Below are 20,428 nucleotides of genomic sequence, written 5' to 3'. Positions count from 1 at the left end.
GTACGGTACTTTTTACGTGGACATCATGGCATCTTGCGCCGTGACTCGGTATAGGTCGACTTTGCATTTCACAAACGCACGGATGATGGCTGGGACTTGAGCTTCTGAACGAATCAACAATGAGGTCTCGTCATCTCTGATCACAAGGTCTGTTCCCACACTTTGTAAGTACTGCGTGAGAACAGGCTTCACCTCATCATCAATCCATGCATGCTTGAAGGTGGCACGAATGGTTGAGGACGTGATGGTTTTCTCTTGAGGATGAGTACTTGAGGACACGATTTTCCCTTCAGATATAAAAGCTGTTTTGGTACAAATAGAATGGGTGAACCTTGGCTCGTCTGCTGTTAAAAAGACAGTTTTGCCTTCAAATTTTAACGATTCAATCACCCGCTGGATATGTAAGATAGAATCTGCATCAATATCCGCAAAAGGCTCATCAAGTAAAATAAAGTCAGGCTGATGAGCGATGGCTTGAGCCATTCCGAGCCGCTTCTTCATTCCAGGTGTAAAGGCACCGACCTTCTCTTGATGATAACGATGTAAGCCAACATATTCGAGTAATTCTTCATAATAGCTCGTTTTCTGGCGTGTACCCGTAATTTTCGATAAATAGGCAATATGCTCAATAGCAGTCAGCCCTTCATATAAATCCGTATATTCAGGCAGAACACCGATATGATGACGTACTTTTTTTAACGACGTCATGTTCATCATGATAAATGTGCCAGAGGTGGGGCGGGAGATCCCTGTAATGATATTAAAGAATGTTGTCTTACCAGCATCCTTCGGTCCAATGAGGCCGAAGATATCCCCTTGATGGATATCAAGATCAATATGATCTATTGCGACTTTTGTCCGATATTTTTTTGTCAGCCCTTTTGTGTGAAGCACTTAGACATCCCTCCTCTGAAACAGTAGTGCAGTTCCAATGAGTAAGACAACTGTCAATGCGGCATTCATCAGCACATAGGTCAGCGGTTCACTCCAGCGCGCATAATAATAAGGCGTCACGTATTGGAACCAGTGAATCAACCGTTCTGAAGAAAGAACAGACATCATGCTCATGATTGGAAATAGAAAGGAAAACAACATGCCAACAAACATCGATTTCTGTGGTGTTGGAAAGAGCATGGACAAAAACAAAGCACAGGAGATGCCGACACTGATAAACGTTAATATTTTTAAGGCATCAGAGAACAGAAAACGATGTGAAATCACCATATTTAATATATATGTGGTCATAATGCAACTGAGCCAAAACAGCATCAGCCCAAGATATTTCCCGATGACAATGTTTAAACGGGTCGTTTTGCTGACGAGAAAACGAATGGTTTTCAAATGAATTTCGCGGCTCAAAATATCATGAGATAATAAAAAAATAAGGAAGAAACCAAATAACGAAATCACTAGTTCATTCCCAATGGAATAAGGGTCCTTTGCCTGTTCCCACTTCCCTTGATAAGCAGCTATAAATGGAAGACTTGAAACAAAAGTAGATAAAATGAAAATAATAACAATAGTTAAGATGGATTTTGTGCTTTTGAAGAGCTGCTTAAATTCATTCATACAGATGGTCCACACACACTGTACCTCCCTTCATCTTTATTATACCCCTAGAAAAGAAAGACACCATATCTCGCTCTTTAACATTTGCTTAAATTTTATAAAAAAGAAGACTCTTCCAGAACAGTTAACTCATTTTTAAAAATGTTCAGAAAAATATCTTGATTTATCAAAAAACATCATGTATGATAGCTTTAATTCAAGATAGTTAAACAGGCAATGACGAGAGAAAGTACAATCATCAATTTTTCCACAGAGAGCTTCGGTAGCTGAAAAGAAGCAAAAATAATGATTCGAAAAATGGTCTCTGAGCCTCGTGCTGAACATATCCATGATATTAGTAGGTGACGACGAGAGTTGGTACTCGTTATCAAAACCACAGTATATGAGCCAAATTGGAGCTTTGTACTTGTAGAGGCTGTTTAGCGCGAGCAAACAGTAAATAAAGGTGGTACCACGAGACAAATACCTCGTCCTTATGATTCATAGATAAGGATGGGGTATTTTTTATTGTCCACTTTTTTTCATACAAATGTTCAAATGTTCCACGTGAAACACCACAACCATTTTTTCAAATGAAAGGGAGATTAACATGAGTGAACATGCATTGGTTTTACAATCAGATTTCGGTATTGATGATGGAGCGGTCAGCGCAATGTACGGCGTAGCCAATACAGTGAGCAGCGGCATCCGCATTTTTGATTTAACTCACAACATTCCCCAATATGACATTTGGGAAGCGTCTTATCGCTTGCTTCAGACGGTCACATATTGGCCGGAAGAAACGGTATTTGTCTCCGTTGTTGATCCAGGCGTTGGATCAGAGCGAAAGAGCCTTGTCGTCAAAACAACAAGCTCACACTACATCATCACACCTGATAATGGGACACTTACGCATGTCGCACAGGATATTGGCATCGTGGAGGCTCGGTATTTAGATGAAACCATCAACCGTCTGCCGAAGTCAGGAAAATCACATACATTCCATGGTAGAGACATTTACGCCTATACAGGCGCGAGAATTGCTTCAGGTGTGATTTCTTTTGAAGAGGTCGGGCCAAAGGCGAATATAGAGGACATTATTCACCTTCCAGTCGTACAAGCTTATGCGGAAGAAGAAGTGATCACAGGGACGATTGATATTTTAGATGTGCGGTTCGGAAACCTATGGACAAACATTCATCATACGTTATTTGAACAGCTTTCAATCAATTATGGGGATGCAATAGAAGTTACCATTGCCAACGGGCCAAAAAATGTGTATAAAAATATCATGACCTATGGACGATCTTTTGCCGATTTAAAGGTAGGCGAACCACTCGTATATGTCAATTCACTCGATCATTTAGGCGTGGCGATCAATCAAGGGTCATTTGCAAAGGCTTATAACATCGGTACAGGCACAGGCTGGCGCCTTTCGATTCGCAAAGCTCCGCGCATTATATACGAATAAGAGGAGGAAACATCATGGCAGGTAAACAACTTTCAACGAAAACTGTCGTTGCCATCGGGATTGGCGCAGCCGTCTTTGTCATTTTAGGACGCTTCGTCTCCATTCCAACTGGGATTCCGAATACACAAATTGAAACATCGTACGCGTTCCTTGCATTAATGGCCGTGTTATTTGGTCCTATTGCAGGCGCATTGATTGGATTTATTGGTCATCTCATTAAAGATGCCACCACATTTGGACCTTGGTGGAGCTGGATTATCGTTTCGGGTGTTGTTGGTTTATTGATCGGCCTCATTTCGAACCGTTTAAAAGTAGAAGAGGGCGACTTTGGCTGGAAAAAAATCACGCTCTTCAACGCCGTCCAAGCCGGCGCACAAGCATTAGGCTGGTTTGTCATTGCGCCGGTACTCGACATTGTGATCTATGCAGAACCTGCAAATAAAGTGTTTGTTCAAGGCATCGTAGCAGGAATCTCAAACATCATCACAGTCGGTGTACTAGGCACCATCATCATTGCGGCTTATGCGAAAACAAGAAGCAAAAGCGGCAGTCTATCGAAAGAAACATCATGAAGCAAGGTGGAACACATAAATGAAGAAACCGATGATTCAATTCGAACATTTCGGATTCAAGTATCGCAGTCAGGCAGAACCAACATTGAAAGATATCAACCTGACCATCTATGAAGGAGAAAAAGTCCTCATCGCAGGCCCGTCTGGATCGGGAAAAAGCACACTAGCCCATTGTATCAATGGGCTAGTTCCTGCGTCTTATAAAGGTTCTATGGAAGGAAGTCTTCACATCGGCGGGAAAAATGCAGAGAAAGAGAACATTTTCTCTCTTTCACAGCTCGTCGGAACGGTGCTGCAAGACCCTGATGGACAATTTATCGGGCTGACCGTTGGAGAAGACATCGCATTTACACTTGAAAATGATCAAGTCACACGCGAAGAAATGAAAACACGTGTCGAGAAAGCGGCAAAATTAACAGAGGTAGACGGCAAACTGGCATCATCCGTGCATGAGCTGTCAGGAGGTCAAAAACAACGTGTCGCTATCGCAGGCGTACTTGTCAACGATGTCGACATTTTGCTGTTTGATGAACCACTGGCAAGCCTTGATCCCGCAACAGGTAAAGAAGTGATCGATCTCATTGACCGTCTGCAAAAAGAAACGAAAAAAACGGTCGTGATGGTGGAACATCGATTGGAAGACGTCCTCTTCCGCCATGTCGACCGCATCATCGTTGTCAATGACGGCACGATTGCAGCGGATATGACACCAGATGAATTGCTCGCCTCAAATGTATTAGAAGCGGCGTATTTACGTGAGCCTTTATATGTGAGAGCGATGAAATATGCAGGTATTCCGATTGCAGCAGGAGATCAGATCGCTAATTTACAGCATCTCACCTTAAATGACGAGGCAAAAGAGAAAATCGAGCAGTGGATGGAAGCATCTGAGCCATCAGTCGAGCAGAATGCAGCGCCGGATTTACTAGAAGTGCGCGAGCTGAGTTTTGATTATCCAACAAGACCTAACACACTGAACAACATCTCTTTTACCGTCAAAAAAGGAGAAATGATCAGTATCGCCGGTGCCAATGGTGCAGGCAAGACGACACTATCCAAGGTGCTTTGTGCATTTGAAAAGCCAACAAAAGGGACAATCCTTTTAAATGGCGATGACATCACAGGAGACACCATCAAACAGCGCTCCGAACGAATCGGTGTCGTCATGCAAAACCCGAATCAAATGATTTCAAAACAAATGATTTTTGATGAAGTCGCACTCGGTCTCGTTTTAAGAGGTGTACAGGAAGAAGACATCAAGGATCGTGTAGAGCGAGTTTTAAAAGTATGCGGGCTGTATCCATTTCGAAATTGGCCGATCTCAGCACTCAGTTTTGGACAGAAAAAACGCGTCACCATCGCATCCATTCTTGTGTTAGAGCCAGAAATCATCATCCTAGACGAGCCAACCGCCGGACAGGATTTTAGACATTACACAGAGATGATGACATTTTTAGAGCAATTAAATCAGCAGGGCGTCACGATTTTGATGATCACCCATGATATGCATCTCATGCTCGAATACACAACAAGAACCATTGTCATTTCAGATGGAGAAAAAATCGCAGACGATACACCAGCTAAAGTACTGACAGATCAGTTGCTAGTCCAAAAGGCGAGCTTAAAGGAAACGTCGCTGTATGAACTGGCGCTAAAAGCAGACTGGCCAAATCCAAATGAACTCGTGGATCGCTTCATTGAGGTTGACAGAAAGGAACGAATGACATGGCTGTAGACATGCTGTCTTATATCGATCGCCCGTCGCCAATTCACCGGCTGACAGGGGCAACCAAACTCATTTGCTTTATCCTCTGGTCATCCGCAGCGATGCTCACGTATGATACAGGCGTTTTAGTGTTTATGTTGGTAGCCAGTATCGTGTTCTTTCAACTGTCGAATGTGCGATTTCGTGATATCTCTTTCGTAGTGATTGTCTTGGCGATTTTTCTTGTCATCAATAACATCGCCATTTACGTCTTTGCGCCTCAGCAAGGTGTCGCCATCTATGGAGCGAAGCACGAGCTGTTTCACATTGCAGGCTGGTACAACGTCACACTTGAACAGCTTTTCTATCAATTGAACATTACGCTGAAATACGTGACTGTGATGCCAGCGGCGCTATTGTTTATTGTCACAACAAATCCAAGTGAATTTGCCTCATCGCTCAGCCGAATTGGGGTCAGCTACCGGATATCGTATGCGGTAGCGATTGCTCTGCGTTACATCCCAGATATTCAGCGTGATTTTCGAACGATCGCGATTTCTCAGCAAGCAAGAGGCATTGATTTATCGAAGAATGAAAAACTGGGAAAACGGATTAAAAATGGGCTTTCGATTGTGATGCCGCTGATTTTCTCCAGCCTAGAGCGGATTGAAACGATCAGCAATGCGATGGAATTGCGCGGGTTTGGAAAGCATAAAAAGCGCACATGGTTTACGGCGAAAGACTTTCAAAAAGCAGATTATGCGGCGTTAATCTTTGTTGGAGCGGTACTGATTGTGTCGCTAGTGATTACATTTGTTAGAGGAACGAGATTTTACAATCCGTTTTGATAGAAGGAAGCCTTCACAGGAGTGGAGGCTTTTTTATTTGGTTTGTGGATAAAAGGTGTGGAAAATGGTAAAAGACTATTAACATGTGAATAAATCGGTTATATTGAACAATGAGCGAAACACTTGTGAATAACCAAACAACATATTGGAGGAATTAGAAACTTATGAACAAATCACTTTATGCTTGTGCAGAACATATAGAAACCGTACTAGACATGTACATAGATGATCACGAAACACCGCCAGAATTCAGAAAAATCGAACATACACACAGCTTATCCACAACCTGTGAATTGTGCGATGAACCTGCAATATATATAGTGGGGAACGAATGATCGGACACAAAATACACAAATTTTATCCACAATTGTTGATAACTTATATGAATAACTTGTTCTTAAGGTGGGGATGACCTGTGAATATATCAATTATCACAGTAGGAAAACTAAAAGAGAAATATTTAAAGCAAGGCATAGCCGAATACACAAAACGATTACAGGCATACGCAAAAATCGAGATCATTGAGCTCGCAGACGAAAAAGCACCCGAGAATCTCAGCGAGCAAGACATGAAAATCATCAAAGACAAAGAAGGCGAACGCATCCTAAGCAAAATCAACCCAGACGCCCACGTCATCGCCCTCGCCATCGAAGGAAAAATGAAAAGTTCCGAAGAATTAGCCGATACAATAGATAAGCTGGCAACATACGGAAAAAGTAAGGTGTGTTTTGTTATAGGTGGGTCACTTGGGTTAAGTGATGCTGTGATGCAGCGGGCGAATGAGAAGCTGTCGTTTTCGAAGATGACGTTCCCGCATCAGTTGATGAGGCTGGTGTTGGTGGAGCAGATTTATCGGGCGTTTCGGATTGTGCGGGGGGAGCCTTATCATAAATAATGGAAAAAAATATTGAAGATAGAGGGGCAAATGCTTTTCACCTTGCGTGATTGTGGATAATTGTTTCTAAGATAAATCTCCGAACAGGTGATGAATTAAAATGATTGATTTCGATTTATGAAGATCCTCCCTCAAACTCCAACTTTACGGATTCAATACGTTGAAGGAGAGTAATTACCCTCACTTCCTTAACAAGGAGTTGTATTAGGTGCTTCTTCTGTTCTCTCGTAGCCTCTTCATATATAGTTACGAATCTTTGAAGCAGTTGATTGATCAGCTTAGGATAAATAACCTTCTGGCTTGATTGATGTAACTTACTTTTATTTCCGATAGAGTATGTTCTATTGCTGTCTTCTCTTCGGCAACCTGTTTTAATCGTTCTTGAAGCATATCAATCGGAAGGAGTTTTTCTTCAAACGCTTTAAAGTACCATTCTTGTAATTTACTAATTACTGATAGACGGGTTATCTAATTGTTTTACTTCATTCATATAGGCACTTTCATCATCCTTGGTAATGTTATTGATGCCAAGGATTTTCTCTATAAGCAAATTTTCATCTTGAACAAGTTTCTTTATGACTGAAAAAACATATTCTTCTGCTTCGTTAGCTCGAATTGAGTTAGCATTACAGAGTAGTACCTTTATTATGAAGTCTCCGCATTCTATTTCTCCTTCAAGCGTTGACCAAACAATGGCTAATGATTTTAAACACTTAGGCGATAAAATGACAAAGATTAAAAATCGTAAGGTTGATAAGTCTTATGAAATCTATCTTGCTCTTTATCAAGGCGTAACAGGTACAGATGACTGGAAGAATATCTATAAAGAGTTTTCACCTGACTTTTTTAACCTCATTGGTATTAACGAGTGCCATCGAGGGAGTGCGAAAGAAGATAGTGGATGGAGGGAGATACTAACCTACTTTTCATCAGCAACCCATGTGGGATTGACTGCTACACCAAAGGAAACCAAAGATGTTTCCAATATACACTTATAGCTTAAAGGCATTGATGATGGTTTTCTTGCACCATATCAGGTAATTCGTTACACAATTGACCGAGATGTTGACGGCTGGCGGCCAGAAAAAGGGCAACGGGATAAGTATGGTAATGTGATTGGCGATCGTATTTACAATGTAAAGGATTTTGACCGTAATCTCGTACTGGGACAAAGGACATTCAAGTTGCAAAAAAAGTCACCGAGTATTTAAAGAAAACAATCGATATCAAAAGAGGATTATATTCTGTGTAAAAATCAATCACGCTGAAAGAATGAGGTAAGCGATTGTAAATTTCAATACTGATTTAGTGGCTGAAAACCATAAATATGTTTTAAGAACAACGGGGGACAATGAAGAAGGAAAAGAGTACGATCCGTTTGATTTGCCATGTGGCATTTGAGCAAAAGCCACTCACCAGAAAAGAACGTGCTTTAAATGTAAAGAAGCGGGATTACTTTGCAAAATATGGTGAGAAAGTAAGAGCGGTACTTGAAGCGTTATTGGAAAAATACGCAGATGAAGGAATCGAACACATTGAAAGCATGGAAGTATTAAAGTTAAGACCATTTGACCAGTATGGTTCTCTTATGGAAATCATCAATTCATTTGGAGGTAAAAAACAATATGTACAGGCTGTAAGAGAGTTAGAGCAACAGATTTATCATTCAGCGTAGTTTGCAATAGTAGATGGAGGATGCAACATGTCAATTACAAACGCAATTAAGTCTATATAAGATATTATGAGGCAGGATAGCGGGTTTGATTGCGATGCATGGAGGATTTTCTTGGAGATTTTCGCTGATAAAGAGGCAGAATTAGAGCTATTAGAAGACGACTATCAATCACCGATTCCAGAAGAATTAAGATAGCATAGCTGGGCAGAAAACGAAGAAGGAATGACAGGAGAGGAATTGTTGGACTTTGTTAATAACAAACTCTTCCCTGCTCTAAAAGAGCTACCAGATTTGTAAGAAGGGACAAGAGGTCATATTGTCACGAGAGAGCTTTAATTACATGAAAAGTGGGACTTGCGAGTACAACACTATGTTTACATATGATCAGGATATAGCAGGACTTATGGAGCCGTTTAAAACAAGATAAGAAAAAGAAACAATTATCAATAATGCGTTGAGATTTTATTTTTCAACTATCAAACAGAAAGAATCAGGATAATGTAAATTTGGAAAGATCTATAGTAATCTTGGTAAATTTATTGATTACCCGTCAGTGAAAGGGATGGGATTTCGGAAAATTAAGAATATGACTGCAAAGATTGAAGATATTGTTTTAAAAGAAAATAAGATTTTGAAGTATTGCTATTAACCTAATTGAAAAGAGTACGGAAGTTCCGAATAGCCTATGAAGAAAGCCTCCAGGCATAAAATCATATGAAACTGTTTAAAGGGGGCTTCTTTTATGAAAAAAGCAAAGCCGAATAGAGTCATTCCTAAGAAGATCACTCGGCTTAAAAAAGAGAAAAGTGAAATTGAGGGATTAAATGAAGAAGCATTAAACGCATTCGGGCATTTAAAGGTTCATTTGGTTGAGGATAGAAAGTGTTAAACAGGGGGTTCCCATTACAAGTGGGATTTTGAATTATATTGAGGTTGTGATAAAATTTTTGTACAACCTTTTTGCTTTTGCGGAGCTTTAAATAGTGGCACAAAGTAGTTCTTCACACAGTTTTGGGAGGAACTGTTTTTATATATTGGTGTATGGGCCAGGCTTTTGCAATATTAGCAACTGGAGGATGGAATATTGTGCTTAATGATTAATAATTTGGAGAAAAAAATGAAAAGCCATTTCTAATCTCTGTTGAACCTCTTTTTTGATTGCGAAATACTGTGATTATGTAACCTTTTTTGTCTATATCAATGACCATATCAAAAAACCAATTTTCCAATAAATGTTTAAAACAAGTGGTATAATGAATTTAAAAGGCCAAATGAGAATGTTGGAACAAGTTGATAAGAAACTATAAAGGGATGGTTATTGTTGAGGAATAAACAATACAAAAAGCTGAGAGAGAAGTATATTGAGCAACTAATTGACACCATAGAGAAAAGCTCAGAATATCAGGATTACATAGAAGAAGATGAACGGTACAGAGAATATATTGAGGGCAGGAATTTACTAAAGACATGGGGATTCACCATACTGGATACTTATAATAACAAAGATATGAACAAACTCATAAAAAGGTTTTCAAAACTAAACAAGGAAAAATATCAAGTTGATTTGCAGTATAGACCAAAAAGAATAAGAGACCTCAATTATTTTTCTCTTCAATATACAGGAGCAGGTTTCTCTTCATTAGCAACTATAAAGTTCTTGGATGATAAATTCATTAGAGAAATAAGGAGTGTGTTTACACAAATAAACAATAATCAAGCTGTAGTTGAGTTTGATATATCATTCAACAAAATAATGGATAATGCAATGTTTCTTGAGTTCATTAAAGAGAATAAAGAAAGATTATTCGATAAAAAATTTATCGGATTTTACAATATGGAAAGGGAGGGAAAATCATTTTGGTATAGTGATATTTACAGGAAGTTTAATGAGTTGGTGGGCTTGGCGGTTCAGTCAAAACTTATGGAAATAGCTGAACTTAATTTTGGAATGAACTATAGACTACCCTCTCTGAGGGTGATCAACTATCCACAAGATACCTTTGGAGATGAATCATTTAAGGATGTTTTTTTGTGTAAAACATATGAATTCAACAATGGGGGTAGGGAACAGTATTTAATTACAGATGTTACAAGCCGAGAAGGATTAGAGATGGAACTCTATTTCACAGGAAATTCCTTCTCACCCTTATCCTTTACAAACATTTTGAGTAGTTACAGGATGGACTTTTATTATTTCTTATTTGATAGAATAGAAGAGTTTGAATTGAACCAAAGAATGAATAAATACTTCAATGAATCAAGGGATAAAATCTCCTCAAAGGATTATAAATGGCTTGTTAATAAGATTCGTGCAATTAATGATAACAAAATACATATGAATTATGACAAGACTGACAGGAGTGAGGTAAAGGGTTGGAAAGCGTATTATGGAGGAGAGGAAACAAAGCTGGGTTTTACAGAGCAAGAAGGAATCAAAAAATATGAAACTATATATACTGAATGTTTGGAGTATATAAAGGTTTTATATTCTGTTGGTAAGGAAAATCTAATAATCCACCTCGCATCAATGACTTTGATTGCTACTGTGCTTGGAGTGGCCATAACTATATTATTGTCTTTTAAATGATCCTTCAAAAAAATGGACAGGATATAAGTAATCCTGCCCGTTTTTTTGCCTCTCAAATATTTAAGGAGAGTCTTAAGTGAGTGGAGTTTTTTAAATATTATTAATCAATTAATATATTGAAGTGATAAAATTGACAGAATCTTCTTGGTTGAGTAAAATGGAACGTAGGTTCTTGTTATGCATAGAAATGAGGTTTTCTAATGTTCTACATCCAAGATGGCCAGTTCAGTCACTCTTTAACCACTCATGAAGCAATATTAACAGCTGCAACTAGTATCCATGATGATGTTGACTATGGTGCTGGGGTGTTTGCTTTTGCAACATCAGGAGGGGCTTCATTAGTATTTGAAGACCCAATTATTAGCAAATTCTTATCAAATAATTCTTTTACATTAATTGTAGGTATTGATGACATTACTAATACTAATACACTAAATAAACTAAGGGAATTAAGTGACATATATCCGAATTTGGAGGCAAAAGTTTTCTGTCATAGTGATTCAGGTTCATTGTTTCACCCTAAATTTATTTGGTTTAAAATTGATGGAGAAATTAGGCTTATAACGGGATCCGGTAATTTAACAGAAAAGGGTTTAAGACGTAACAGAGAAGCATTTACAATAAATTATCTTTCAAAAAATGTGTTAAGCGCTTTTGAAGATTATTGGAATGTCTGGATTAGTGAAAATACTGATAATCTATATAACCTAGATGACGATAAGGTTTTAAGAATAGCTGCTAGGAATACTACAAAATTTATTAGAAATTATAGATTAGAAACGAATTCACATGAAGATGAAAATACCTTCACTGACACTGAAAGAGAGAATCAATCACAAAATATAGAACGAATTCCCTCCGAAATCTTAGAGATAGAGGATTATGAAGCGTGGACAATAGAAGATAATCCTGAAGTTCTCGTAGCTGAAATCCCTAACAGCGGTAATCGGTGGAAGCAAGCAAATTTTAATCGTTCTGTATTTGAAAGTTTCTTTGGAGGGATAGCGGGACTAAATGTAGAAAGACGAATATTGCTAAGACACGTAGGAACAACTGGAAATTTAGAAGAAATAGAAGTTAGACCCACAGTTTCTGTAAGAAGCCAAAACTATCGAGTTGAATTAAATGCAGCAGGTGGCTTAGATTATCCTAAAGGAGGTAATAGACCTATTGGAATTTTCATAAAAGTAGCTACCCGTTCCTTTATTTACTCTCTTGTGATGCCGAAAGATGTAATTTATAATGAAGTTCTAAGCTACTTAAATAACAATCAACCAAGAGTGGGAAATAGAATGAGACGGTATTTGACAGATGTTGATGAACTCAGAGAAAACTGTTCAAGTTTAAACTTTTGGTAATTTGATAAATTGAGGAATGATAGAAAATGGTTGGAAATTCGAATAAGCAGATTACTCTTTTTGAAGAGGAAAAAGGTGCTTTTAGACCAATTCACTATTTAGGTAGTAAATTGAGAATTCTTGAAACCATTTCACATATCATAGATGAAATAGACCCTACTTTTGGTAGGGTCTATGATGTTTTTTCGGGGTCGGGTACAGTTTCTTCCTTTTTAGGGCAAAAAAGGGCTGTTACTTCAGTTGATATTCAGGAATATTCAAGGGTATTAACAAGCGCTGTTTTACAGCCTTTTTATGAGAAAGATATCTTAGAAATAAAAAACAGGCTAACTGGTTATAAACTAACTGAATTGCAGGAATGTTTCAAACCGTTAGTTAGCTATGAAGAAATGGCTCTTGAAAAAGCATCTGGAAATGAAATTTTTGATATTTGTGAGTTGGTGGAAAACAGTTCAATTTTACCTTTTATAAATAATGAAAGAGAAAATATAACAGATGGATTACAAAAAGCATTAAGTAATACTGTTTACAATCTTCGGGATAAAAATTTGATTGACTCTGAAAATTCAATAACAAGCCGCTACTTTGGTGGAACTTATTTCTCTTTTAAGCAAGCGAATGAGTTAGATAATTTATTAAATATGGCTAACACGTTTGACGGCAGAGTTAAAGATATTGTAATTGCCGCTACTTTAAGTACAGCCAGTGAAGTTGTTAATACTGTAGGTAAACAATTTGCTCAACCATTAAAGACTTTTGATGGGAAGGGAGAGCCTAAAAAGTCAATAGTTCCAAAAATTATTAAGGATAGAACTCTTAATGTATTTCAAATTTTCGAAGAGCAAATTAACAAGTATTTCTCTTTGGAAAAAGGAGTATTTGACCATATTTCTCTTTGTAGCAATTACTATGATGCGTTGAGTAATTTAACTAGTGATACCAAGGTAGTATATGCGGACCCTCCATACACTCGTTATCACTATAGTAGGTACTATCATGTGTTGGAGACCATGAGTCTAAGGGATAATCCTGAAATTACTATGGTAAAAACAAATGGAAAAATGCAAATGAGTCGAGGTTTATACAGAACTGAGCGACATCAGTCTCCTTTTTCAATCAAAACACTTGCAAAGGAAGCTTTTAACAATTTATTTTCTAAGGTAAGTGAAAAAAACGTTAGTTTGATACTTTCGTATTCACCTTACAATGCAGAAAAAGAAAGTACTCCTAGAGTCAAAACAGTTAGCGAACTATGTGATATAGCTAATAAATATTTTAATAAAGTGGAATTGCTTTCTATTGAAGGATTTGCTCATTCTAAATTAAATGCTGTAAATAAAAATTTCGAAATACCTACTGATGCAGAGATACTAATAATTTGTACAGAACCAAATGGAGGGTGAAGAAAATAGAAAATGAAATACCAAAAAAAAGCTTACTATGGGATGGAAGATACAAATAACAAAATATTTAAGGGTGATAACTTAGAAGTTCTAACTCAAATTCGAGATATCTATCGTGGCAGGGTTGATTGTATATACATTGACCCTCCCTATAATAACGATGAACAGTATATTCATTATAATGATTCAGATGGTTTTGATATATGGTTAGAAAAACTAAGTAATATTCTTCCTTTACTCTTTGAATTGTTAAGTGACAAGGGAAGCTTATGGATATCAATTGACGACGGAGAATTACACTACCTGAAAGTTGCTGCAGATAAGATTTTTGGTAGAAAAAACTTTGTTCATACAATTGTATGGGAGCATAGAACAACAAGAGAGAACCGGTTGGCATTTTCAAATAATCATGAATATATTTTAGTATATGCAAAAAAACCGGACGAGTTTAAGAAAAGTAGAAACTTATTGGATGTAGACGATGAATTCCTAAAGAGGTATAAAAATCCAGATAATGACCCTAGAGGACCTTGGCAATCAATATCCGTTTCTGTACAAGCTGGTCATGCCGTGTCGTCACAGTTTTATACAATTATTGGTCCAAATGGAAAGTTGCATAAACCACCAACAGGAAGATGTTGGGCTTATAATGAACATAGAATGTTAGAAGAAATTAAGAATAATAATATTTGGTTTGGAAAAGATGGGAATGGAGTTCCAAGAAGGAAAAAGTTTCTTTATGAAAGTAAAATAGGACTAACACCAGAAACTATTTGGTTTGCAGAAGATGTAGGAACTACAGACCAAGCAAAAAAACATTTAAAATCATTATTTAAAAACCAAGATGTATTTGATACACCTAAACCAGAATCACTTTTAAAAAGAATCATTGAAATTAGCACCAATGAAGGTGAGTTAGTTTTAGATGCTTATTTAGGCTCAGGAACTACAGCGGTTGTCGCTCAAAAGTTGAATAGAAGTTATATAGGAATTGAACAAGGAGAGCATATTTCTGACATCATAATTCCTAGGATGAATAAAACAATCGAAGATTTAAAATCTTCTAATAACAGGGTAAAAGATAACTTAGGTTATCAACTATGGTTAGAAAAATAAATTGGTGAATTTCATTAATTATAAAAATAACTTTTAAAAGAATCATTCATCTCCAATGACTAAAGAATACAATTCAATTTCTATTGAATATTTGAAAGCAGGCAGCACCATGCACACAATCAAAAAAATAGGCAACACCTTCTCCTACATCACACCAGTATCACTCACCGACCGCCCCATCCTAGGCATGGTCGTAGGCAATAACAAAACATTAATGATCGATGCTGGAAACTCAGAAGATCATGCGAACTATTTTATCCAAAAGACCTTAAAACAAGAGAACGCCACGCCGGATATGGTTGTTCTCACTCACTGGCATTGGGATCATATTTTTGGTTTGCCGGCGCTGCCTCATGCGGTTTCAATTGCTTCTGCAAAAACCAGAAAGGAAATGGAGAAGCTTCTTCCGTTTTCTTGGTCAGATGAGGCGATTGATGAGCGGGTGAGGGAAGGAACGGAGATTGAGTTTTGCGCAAAGGCCATCAAAGAAGAATATAAGAATCATCTAGAGATTCAGGTCGTTTTACCGGATGTGATGTTTGATCGTCGGATGGAGATTGATCTTGGCGGGGTCACTTGTGTTGTGCAGCATGTTGGGGGTGATCATGCCGCAGATTCAGTGATCGTGTATGTGAAAGAGGAAAAAATCCTGTTTCTTGCTGATTGCATTTATCCGAAAATGTATGCAGAAAAAGTACATTATACGGTAAAAGAAATCTTGCGTCTTCTAGATGAGTTAGATGCTTTTGATGCGGATACGTATATTCCTTCGCATCAAAGACCGTGGACAAAAGAGGAGTTTCGTCAAGAAACAGATATACTTAGGATGATGGCGAAATTCACTGATCTATGTGGTGGAGATAAGCAGAAAATCACGAAAGAATATCAACATTACGTGAACAGAGAACTGAAAGAAGATGAATTAGAAACCATTGCTTACTTTGTAAATGGGTATTAAATAAACACTAAAAAAAGTCTCATTTGAGTGATTTCCCTCAAACGAGACTTTTTTTGCATCACGTATTGTGACAGACTTATTTTTAGCATTGATAATAAAAACAATCCCCAAGTAGGTTTGAGTTTTCCTTATTAGGAGGTAAAAAACAGATGGACAAAATAACTAACCCATACGACACGTTCAAAACCAAAATATCGAAATATCCAATTGAACAAAATCATTGGCAAGCGTTCAAAGATGGAACAACGATTAAACAATTAAAAGTGGGTACATGCATAATCAAGGCTGGCGATCCAGTGAAGCATGCTTATTTCTGCATAACGGGGCTCTTCCGTCTGTTCTATTTGTTACCGGATGGAAGGGAGTATAATGTGGCTTTTACGTTGGAAGATGATTTTGCTACTTCTTATGCAAGTATGATCAACGGGCAGCCTTCTCCTTATTCGATTGAAGCGATGGAGGATTCTATTGTGATTGAAATTCCGTATGATCTGCTTCAAATGTTGATGGACAGCAGTCATATGTGGGAGCGGTTTGTTCGGGTGAGTGTAGAAAGGCTGTATACGAGAAAGGAAGAGCGTGAGAGGGAACTGCTATATTTGCCAGCCATTGAGCGATATCAGGCGTTTTTATTGAAATATCCCGGGTTACATCAGCGTATCGCTCAATATCATATCGCCTCATATATCGGTATTTCTCCAGTTTCGCTGAGCAGGCTGCTACATCCTACTGAACATTAACCTATGTTAATGCACATTCTCTAGATCTGGCGTACAATCATCACATCATAGAAGAATCGAGGGGCTTGATGATGAAATATATGATGGTTGTTTTATTAGAGTTCTATCCATCTTGGCTTGCTTTACCACGAGAGGAGCGCAGAACCCATGCGGCTTCGCTGCAAGAGTTGATGCAGAAATATGAGGAACATGTGACGGTGCGCTTTTTTGATGCTGAAGCTCTTCCAGGTAAGGATTACACAGATTTTGTGATGTGTGAAACAGATGACCTGAAGTTCTATCATTTTATGTGGGAAGAGATTAGAGATTCTATTCCTTATACAAGTGGTTATGTCAAAATGAAAGAGGTCATCATGGGAATGGAAGATGCTTTTCAAACATATGAAAAAGAATCTCTGAAAATGGATCAGTAATCGAAAACCACCTGCTATTAGGTGGTTTTTTGCACATTCTACTTTTTGGTATAATCAGGGGTAAGGGAAGAACGGATAAATTTTTGAACTGAATCGGAGGTACTTATGAAGCAGCTGTATATGAAGCAAAAGGTATTTAGTCTGAGCGGCAGATTTACGGTAAAGGACCAACAGGAGAATGATGTATATGTGGTCGAAGGCAGCTTTATGAAGGTGCCAAAGACGTTCACCATTTTGAATACAGAACGAGACGTCATCGCTGTAATTACGAAGAAAATGTTTAGCTTTTTACCGAAGTTTTTAGTAGAAGTCGGTGGACAAGAGGTATTGACGATCAAAAAAGAGTTTACGTTCTTCAAAGCCAAATATTCAATTGATGCTGCTGGAATCGAAGTACAAGGGAACTGGTGGGATATGAATTTCCAAGTGCTGCAAAGCGGCGAAGTGATCGGTCAGGTAAAGAAGGAATGGTTTACTTGGGGAGATAGCTACAAGGTGGATATTTTGAAAGAAGAGATGGAGCCTGTGATGATTGCATTGGTTGTTGCGATTGATTGTGTGAAAGCGGATGAAGCGGCGTCTAGGTCTTCGTCGACGACAATGAATAATTAATTGGAGGGTTTAAAGTTGGACAATCTCACCCGCATTTTAAGATTAAGAGATGCAGAGATATGGGAGTATGAATTTCTCGATAATAAAGACATCATCGTCTATTTCTCGATTATAGATTTAAATAGAAAAGCAACGATTCATGATAACCCTCTGGCTACTCAAGAAGAACTGGATGAAAGAGATAATTACATATCAATGGATGTGCACAGCCATCTAGATCTCAAGAAAACGCTAGCAGAAGATATATTTGATGACTTTATCACCAATATCTCAGCTTTAGTAGAGCATATGCATGATTTTCACAATGCGCATGTTTTTATTCACATGCATGTTCATGACAAAATCGAATTAACAGATTTTCAGTTAGAAAAAGATGAAGACATGCATGGCGATGAAAAAGAACAACTCTATACATTTAAACGTTTATGGATTCAGCAGGCATGTTTTCAATTGGTCGAACAACAATTAAATCGAAAAATCACAGACATGTCTAACAGTAGGTTTTGCCAAGATCTAAAGTGAGGTGAGCAAACGAATGACATTCCCATACAAAGTATTTCAAACAGTCGTCGAATGCGGCAGTTTTACAAAAGCCGGTGAGAAGCTTGGGCTGACGCAGTCCGGGGTGAGTCATAATATGGCGAAGCTTGAGTCAGAACTTGGGATTGTGCTGCTTCATCGGAATCGAAACGGGCTGTCGCTGACAGATGCAGGTGAGCGGGTGATGCCGCATATTCGCCAAATCATTCATCATGCGTCATTGCTTGAGCAGGAGGCGGCGTTGATTCAAGGGATGGAAGTGGGGAGCATTAAAATCGGCACGTTTTCTAGTTTTTCTTCAAAAATGCTTCCGCAGCTGATTCATCGTTTTACGAAAAGTTATCCCAATATCCAATTGGAGTTATACGAAGGCGGCTATGAAGAGATTGAAGAGTGGATCGCGTCTGGCACAGTTGATCTTGGGTTTTTAACACAGCCATCTAGAGATTTGGAAACTGTTCCACTGTTTCAAGATGAATTGGTGGTGCTCATGCAAGAGGGTCATCGTTTCCATACAAAGAAGGTGATGGAAGTGGCTTCGTTCCAAGATGAACCATTTATTATGCCAAAAGCGGGCTGTGATCGACTCATTAAGAAATTATTAAAAGAAAGAGGCGTGAAGCCCCATGTTTTGTTTGAGATTGGGGACAACAATACGATTATCTCTATGGTTCAGGAAGGCCTTGGGCTCACGATCATTCCGAAGTTGATTTTGCCGCCTCAGGTGCCTCATGCGAACGTAATTCCACTTGAGACCCGTGTTTATCGCGAAATCAATATGGCGTTTAAATCTTTTAACGCAGCCTCTCCCTCTACTAAAAGATGGATTGAAGCGGTCAAAGATCATTTTAAATAGATTCAGCTTGAACGAGAGTCTCTATTCAAGCTGATCAATTTATAGCGTGATCACCCCACGAATGGTAATAATCGCTGCACCAGCTACTTTAATGACCGGCTTTGCTTCATTCGGAATGACCGTGATACGAAGCAATCCTGGTCTGCCGATTGCATCACCTTGGGCAATGTGTAGATGAGTGGTTTCTTGCTGAGAAATGATCCCTTCCAAATAAAGATATCCGGCCAATGCCCCGTTTGCTGCTCCCGTTACAGGATCTTCGGGTATACCAATGCCAGGTGCAAAATCCCTTGTATAAAGATCACAGTCCTTTGTGGATTGAAACGTATAAAGATGAGTCGTTGTGATATCCTGCTCTTTATTCATTTTTCCTAAAGTTGTTAAGTTTGGTGCTGCTTGATCAATGTCATGCTGGTGTTTCAGCGGAACCAGAAGATGCCAGTTTCCGGTGTTTGCTAATTTTATAGGATAGGATGGATCAATCCTGTCACTGCTTATACCGAGCATGTCACTAAGCTCTTCTACATCGATGATAAAATCTCGCGTCTTTGGCGTGACCTGTGTCATCTCCACATCCACAACTTTGCCATTCTCTTCGTGCCATACAACGGGAACATGGCCGATCTTTGTTTCTAACACCACCCCTGATTTTTCTTTAGCCATCCCTAGCTCCGTCGCTAAAAGCCAAGTCAACCCAACCGTCGCATGCCCGCAGAAATTGACCTCTTCCGTTGGAGTGAAATATTTCACTCGATAATCAGCTTTCTCATCATGTGCCGGCAGCAAGAAAACGGACTCGGGTAAGTTCAACTCCTTGGCGATATTCTGCATCTCATCCTCCGTTAACCATTCCGCATCCAACACCACCCCAGCGGCATTACCTCCAAATTTCTCAGTTGTAAACGCATCGACATGATACACCCTAATATCTTTCATCTGACGAATCCTCCTAACCATGTTGTTATGTTCATCATAAATGTGTAAGATGCATTCGTAAAATGAATCTTTTGAATGTGATGAATTGGAATTGTTCATGCAAAATGAAAAATCGATCGACATCACTCTCTATATCTATGAATATGGATTTTATATAAGCCTTTAGGCTCAACATTAAACCTTGTACCTATATTG

22 protein-coding genes and 1 other annotated feature are annotated in these 20,428 nt (G+C 38.5%); of the genes, 19 read left to right on the top strand and 3 right to left on the bottom strand.

Annotated elements, in window-relative coordinates; translation table 11 throughout:
- Positions 1–12 precede the first annotated feature (12 nt).
- Together NST09_RS18880 and NST09_RS18875 are read right to left on the bottom strand one after the other, a co-directional pair.
- A complete protein-coding gene (locus tag NST09_RS18880) occupies positions 13–894 on the bottom strand; it encodes an ABC transporter ATP-binding protein (RefSeq protein ID WP_342493224.1) in 882 nt (293 codons plus the stop codon).
- Positions 895–1,584, bottom strand: a complete 690-nt coding sequence (locus NST09_RS18875) for an ABC transporter permease subunit (RefSeq protein ID WP_025208317.1) — start codon at positions 1,582–1,584, stop codon at positions 895–897. It lies immediately after the preceding gene.
- 192 nt (positions 1,585–1,776) lie between these two features.
- Positions 1,777–2,047 (top strand) — a binding site (T-box leader).
- Positions 2,048–2,158: 111 nt separating this feature from the next.
- On the opposite strand from NST09_RS18875, the gene NST09_RS18870 reads away from it, so the two are divergent.
- The 19 genes from NST09_RS18870 (at position 2,159) to NST09_RS18780 (ending at position 19,297) form a co-directional block, all read left to right on the top strand.
- Positions 2,159–3,019 carry an S-adenosyl-l-methionine hydroxide adenosyltransferase family protein gene (locus tag NST09_RS18870; protein WP_007497378.1) on the top strand — a complete coding sequence of 287 codons (861 nt, stop codon included), beginning with the start codon at positions 2,159–2,161 and terminating at the stop codon, positions 3,017–3,019.
- Positions 3,020–3,033: 14 nt separating this feature from the next.
- A complete protein-coding gene (locus NST09_RS18865) occupies positions 3,034–3,591 on the top strand; it encodes an ECF-type riboflavin transporter substrate-binding protein (RefSeq protein ID WP_024718471.1) in 558 nt (185 codons plus the stop codon).
- A gap of 19 nt (positions 3,592–3,610) precedes the next feature.
- Entirely contained in the window at positions 3,611–5,326 is a 1,716-nt protein-coding gene (locus tag NST09_RS18860) for an ABC transporter ATP-binding protein (RefSeq protein ID WP_342493223.1), read from the top strand.
- Positions 5,317–6,144, top strand: a complete 828-nt coding sequence (locus tag NST09_RS18855; protein ID WP_342493222.1) for an energy-coupling factor transporter transmembrane component T — start codon at positions 5,317–5,319, stop codon at positions 6,142–6,144. Before NST09_RS18860 ends, NST09_RS18855 begins: the two co-directional genes overlap by 10 nt.
- Before the next feature lie 164 nt (positions 6,145–6,308).
- Positions 6,309–6,479: a CxxH/CxxC protein gene (locus NST09_RS18850; RefSeq protein WP_008360116.1), complete on the top strand. Its 171-nt coding sequence runs from the start codon at positions 6,309–6,311 to the stop codon at positions 6,477–6,479.
- Between the two features lie 80 nt (positions 6,480–6,559).
- Positions 6,560–7,039 carry a 23S rRNA (pseudouridine(1915)-N(3))-methyltransferase RlmH gene (gene rlmH / locus NST09_RS18845; protein ID WP_035390089.1) on the top strand — a complete coding sequence of 160 codons (480 nt, stop codon included), beginning with the start codon at positions 6,560–6,562 and terminating at the stop codon, positions 7,037–7,039.
- Between the two features lie 575 nt (positions 7,040–7,614).
- Complete coding sequence (locus NST09_RS18840) at positions 7,615–8,037, top strand: DEAD/DEAH box helicase family protein (RefSeq protein WP_342493221.1); 423 nt, start codon at positions 7,615–7,617, stop codon at positions 8,035–8,037.
- 353 nt (positions 8,038–8,390) lie between these two features.
- The gene (locus NST09_RS18835) at positions 8,391–8,714 is read left to right on the top strand and encodes a type I restriction-modification enzyme R subunit C-terminal domain-containing protein (RefSeq protein WP_342493220.1); all 324 of its coding nucleotides are present in this window, start codon (positions 8,391–8,393) and stop codon (positions 8,712–8,714) included.
- Positions 8,715–9,456: 742 nt separating this feature from the next.
- A complete protein-coding gene (locus tag NST09_RS18830) occupies positions 9,457–9,603 on the top strand; it encodes a hypothetical protein (RefSeq protein ID WP_342493219.1) in 147 nt (48 codons plus the stop codon).
- Positions 9,604–10,035: 432 nt separating this feature from the next.
- Positions 10,036–11,301, top strand: coding sequence for a hypothetical protein (locus NST09_RS18825; protein WP_342493218.1), 1,266 nt, complete (start codon positions 10,036–10,038; stop codon positions 11,299–11,301).
- 200 nt (positions 11,302–11,501) lie between these two features.
- Positions 11,502–12,659: a hypothetical protein gene (locus tag NST09_RS18820; protein WP_342493217.1), complete on the top strand. Its 1,158-nt coding sequence runs from the start codon at positions 11,502–11,504 to the stop codon at positions 12,657–12,659.
- A gap of 26 nt (positions 12,660–12,685) precedes the next feature.
- Complete coding sequence (locus NST09_RS18815; protein ID WP_342493216.1) at positions 12,686–14,062, top strand: DNA adenine methylase; 1,377 nt, start codon at positions 12,686–12,688, stop codon at positions 14,060–14,062.
- 12 nt (positions 14,063–14,074) lie between these two features.
- Positions 14,075–15,178 (top strand): site-specific DNA-methyltransferase, encoded by a 1,104-nt coding sequence (locus NST09_RS18810; protein WP_342493215.1) that lies wholly within the window; start codon positions 14,075–14,077, stop codon positions 15,176–15,178.
- Positions 15,179–15,287: 109 nt separating this feature from the next.
- Positions 15,288–16,136 carry an MBL fold metallo-hydrolase gene (locus NST09_RS18805; RefSeq protein ID WP_342493214.1) on the top strand — a complete coding sequence of 283 codons (849 nt, stop codon included), beginning with the start codon at positions 15,288–15,290 and terminating at the stop codon, positions 16,134–16,136.
- Between the two features lie 149 nt (positions 16,137–16,285).
- The gene (locus NST09_RS18800; RefSeq protein WP_342493213.1) at positions 16,286–16,876 is read left to right on the top strand and encodes a Crp/Fnr family transcriptional regulator; all 591 of its coding nucleotides are present in this window, start codon (positions 16,286–16,288) and stop codon (positions 16,874–16,876) included.
- Positions 16,877–16,947: 71 nt separating this feature from the next.
- Entirely contained in the window at positions 16,948–17,289 is a 342-nt protein-coding gene (locus NST09_RS18795; protein ID WP_039165381.1) for a darcynin family protein, read from the top strand.
- 105 nt (positions 17,290–17,394) lie between these two features.
- Positions 17,395–17,901 (top strand): LURP-one-related family protein, encoded by a 507-nt coding sequence (locus NST09_RS18790; RefSeq protein ID WP_048002606.1) that lies wholly within the window; start codon positions 17,395–17,397, stop codon positions 17,899–17,901.
- A 15-nt stretch (positions 17,902–17,916) separates the two neighbouring features.
- Positions 17,917–18,423, top strand: coding sequence for a hypothetical protein (locus NST09_RS18785; protein WP_342493212.1), 507 nt, complete (start codon positions 17,917–17,919; stop codon positions 18,421–18,423).
- A gap of 13 nt (positions 18,424–18,436) precedes the next feature.
- Positions 18,437–19,297, top strand: coding sequence for a LysR family transcriptional regulator (locus NST09_RS18780; protein ID WP_327878564.1), 861 nt, complete (start codon positions 18,437–18,439; stop codon positions 19,295–19,297).
- Positions 19,298–19,336: 39 nt separating this feature from the next.
- On the opposite strand, the gene NST09_RS18775 is transcribed toward NST09_RS18780, so the two are convergent.
- Positions 19,337–20,233: a PhzF family phenazine biosynthesis protein gene (locus NST09_RS18775; protein WP_342493211.1), complete on the bottom strand. Its 897-nt coding sequence runs from the start codon at positions 20,231–20,233 to the stop codon at positions 19,337–19,339.
- Positions 20,234–20,428: the final 195 nt, after the last annotated feature.

Source organism: Bacillus sp. FSL W7-1346 (genome assembly GCF_038593335.1).
In the GTDB taxonomy this organism is placed as follows: domain Bacteria; phylum Bacillota; class Bacilli; order Bacillales; family Bacillaceae; genus Bacillus; species Bacillus altitudinis.
Note: the sequence above shows the minus strand (reverse complement) of the source record. Positions and strands in the feature narration are given on the sequence as shown.

Excerpts from the sequence above, each read along its gene's own strand:
- NST09_RS18870 (WP_007497378.1), top strand. The coding sequence starts at position 2,159 with ATGAGTGAACATGCATTGGTTTTACAATCAGATTTCGGTATTGATGAT.
- NST09_RS18865 (WP_024718471.1), top strand. The coding sequence starts at position 3,034 with ATGGCAGGTAAACAACTTTCAACGAAAACTGTCGTTGCCATCGGGATT.
- NST09_RS18860 (WP_342493223.1), top strand. The coding sequence starts at position 3,611 with ATGAAGAAACCGATGATTCAATTCGAACATTTCGGATTCAAGTATCGC.
- NST09_RS18855 (WP_342493222.1), top strand. The coding sequence starts at position 5,317 with ATGGCTGTAGACATGCTGTCTTATATCGATCGCCCGTCGCCAATTCAC.
- NST09_RS18850 (WP_008360116.1), top strand. The coding sequence starts at position 6,309 with ATGAACAAATCACTTTATGCTTGTGCAGAACATATAGAAACCGTACTA.
- NST09_RS18840 (WP_342493221.1), top strand. The coding sequence starts at position 7,615 with ATGACTGAAAAAACATATTCTTCTGCTTCGTTAGCTCGAATTGAGTTA.
- NST09_RS18835 (WP_342493220.1), top strand. The coding sequence starts at position 8,391 with ATGAAGAAGGAAAAGAGTACGATCCGTTTGATTTGCCATGTGGCATTT.
- NST09_RS18830 (WP_342493219.1), top strand. The coding sequence starts at position 9,457 with ATGAAAAAAGCAAAGCCGAATAGAGTCATTCCTAAGAAGATCACTCGG.
- NST09_RS18820 (WP_342493217.1), top strand. The coding sequence starts at position 11,502 with ATGTTCTACATCCAAGATGGCCAGTTCAGTCACTCTTTAACCACTCAT.
- NST09_RS18815 (WP_342493216.1), top strand. The coding sequence starts at position 12,686 with ATGGTTGGAAATTCGAATAAGCAGATTACTCTTTTTGAAGAGGAAAAA.
- NST09_RS18810 (WP_342493215.1), top strand. The coding sequence starts at position 14,075 with ATGAAATACCAAAAAAAAGCTTACTATGGGATGGAAGATACAAATAAC.
- NST09_RS18805 (WP_342493214.1), top strand. The coding sequence starts at position 15,288 with ATGCACACAATCAAAAAAATAGGCAACACCTTCTCCTACATCACACCA.
- NST09_RS18800 (WP_342493213.1), top strand. The coding sequence starts at position 16,286 with ATGGACAAAATAACTAACCCATACGACACGTTCAAAACCAAAATATCG.
- NST09_RS18795 (WP_039165381.1), top strand. The coding sequence starts at position 16,948 with ATGAAATATATGATGGTTGTTTTATTAGAGTTCTATCCATCTTGGCTT.
- NST09_RS18790 (WP_048002606.1), top strand. The coding sequence starts at position 17,395 with ATGAAGCAGCTGTATATGAAGCAAAAGGTATTTAGTCTGAGCGGCAGA.
- NST09_RS18780 (WP_327878564.1), top strand. The coding sequence starts at position 18,437 with ATGACATTCCCATACAAAGTATTTCAAACAGTCGTCGAATGCGGCAGT.
- NST09_RS18775 (WP_342493211.1), bottom strand. The coding sequence starts at position 20,233 with ATGAAAGATATTAGGGTGTATCATGTCGATGCGTTTACAACTGAGAAA.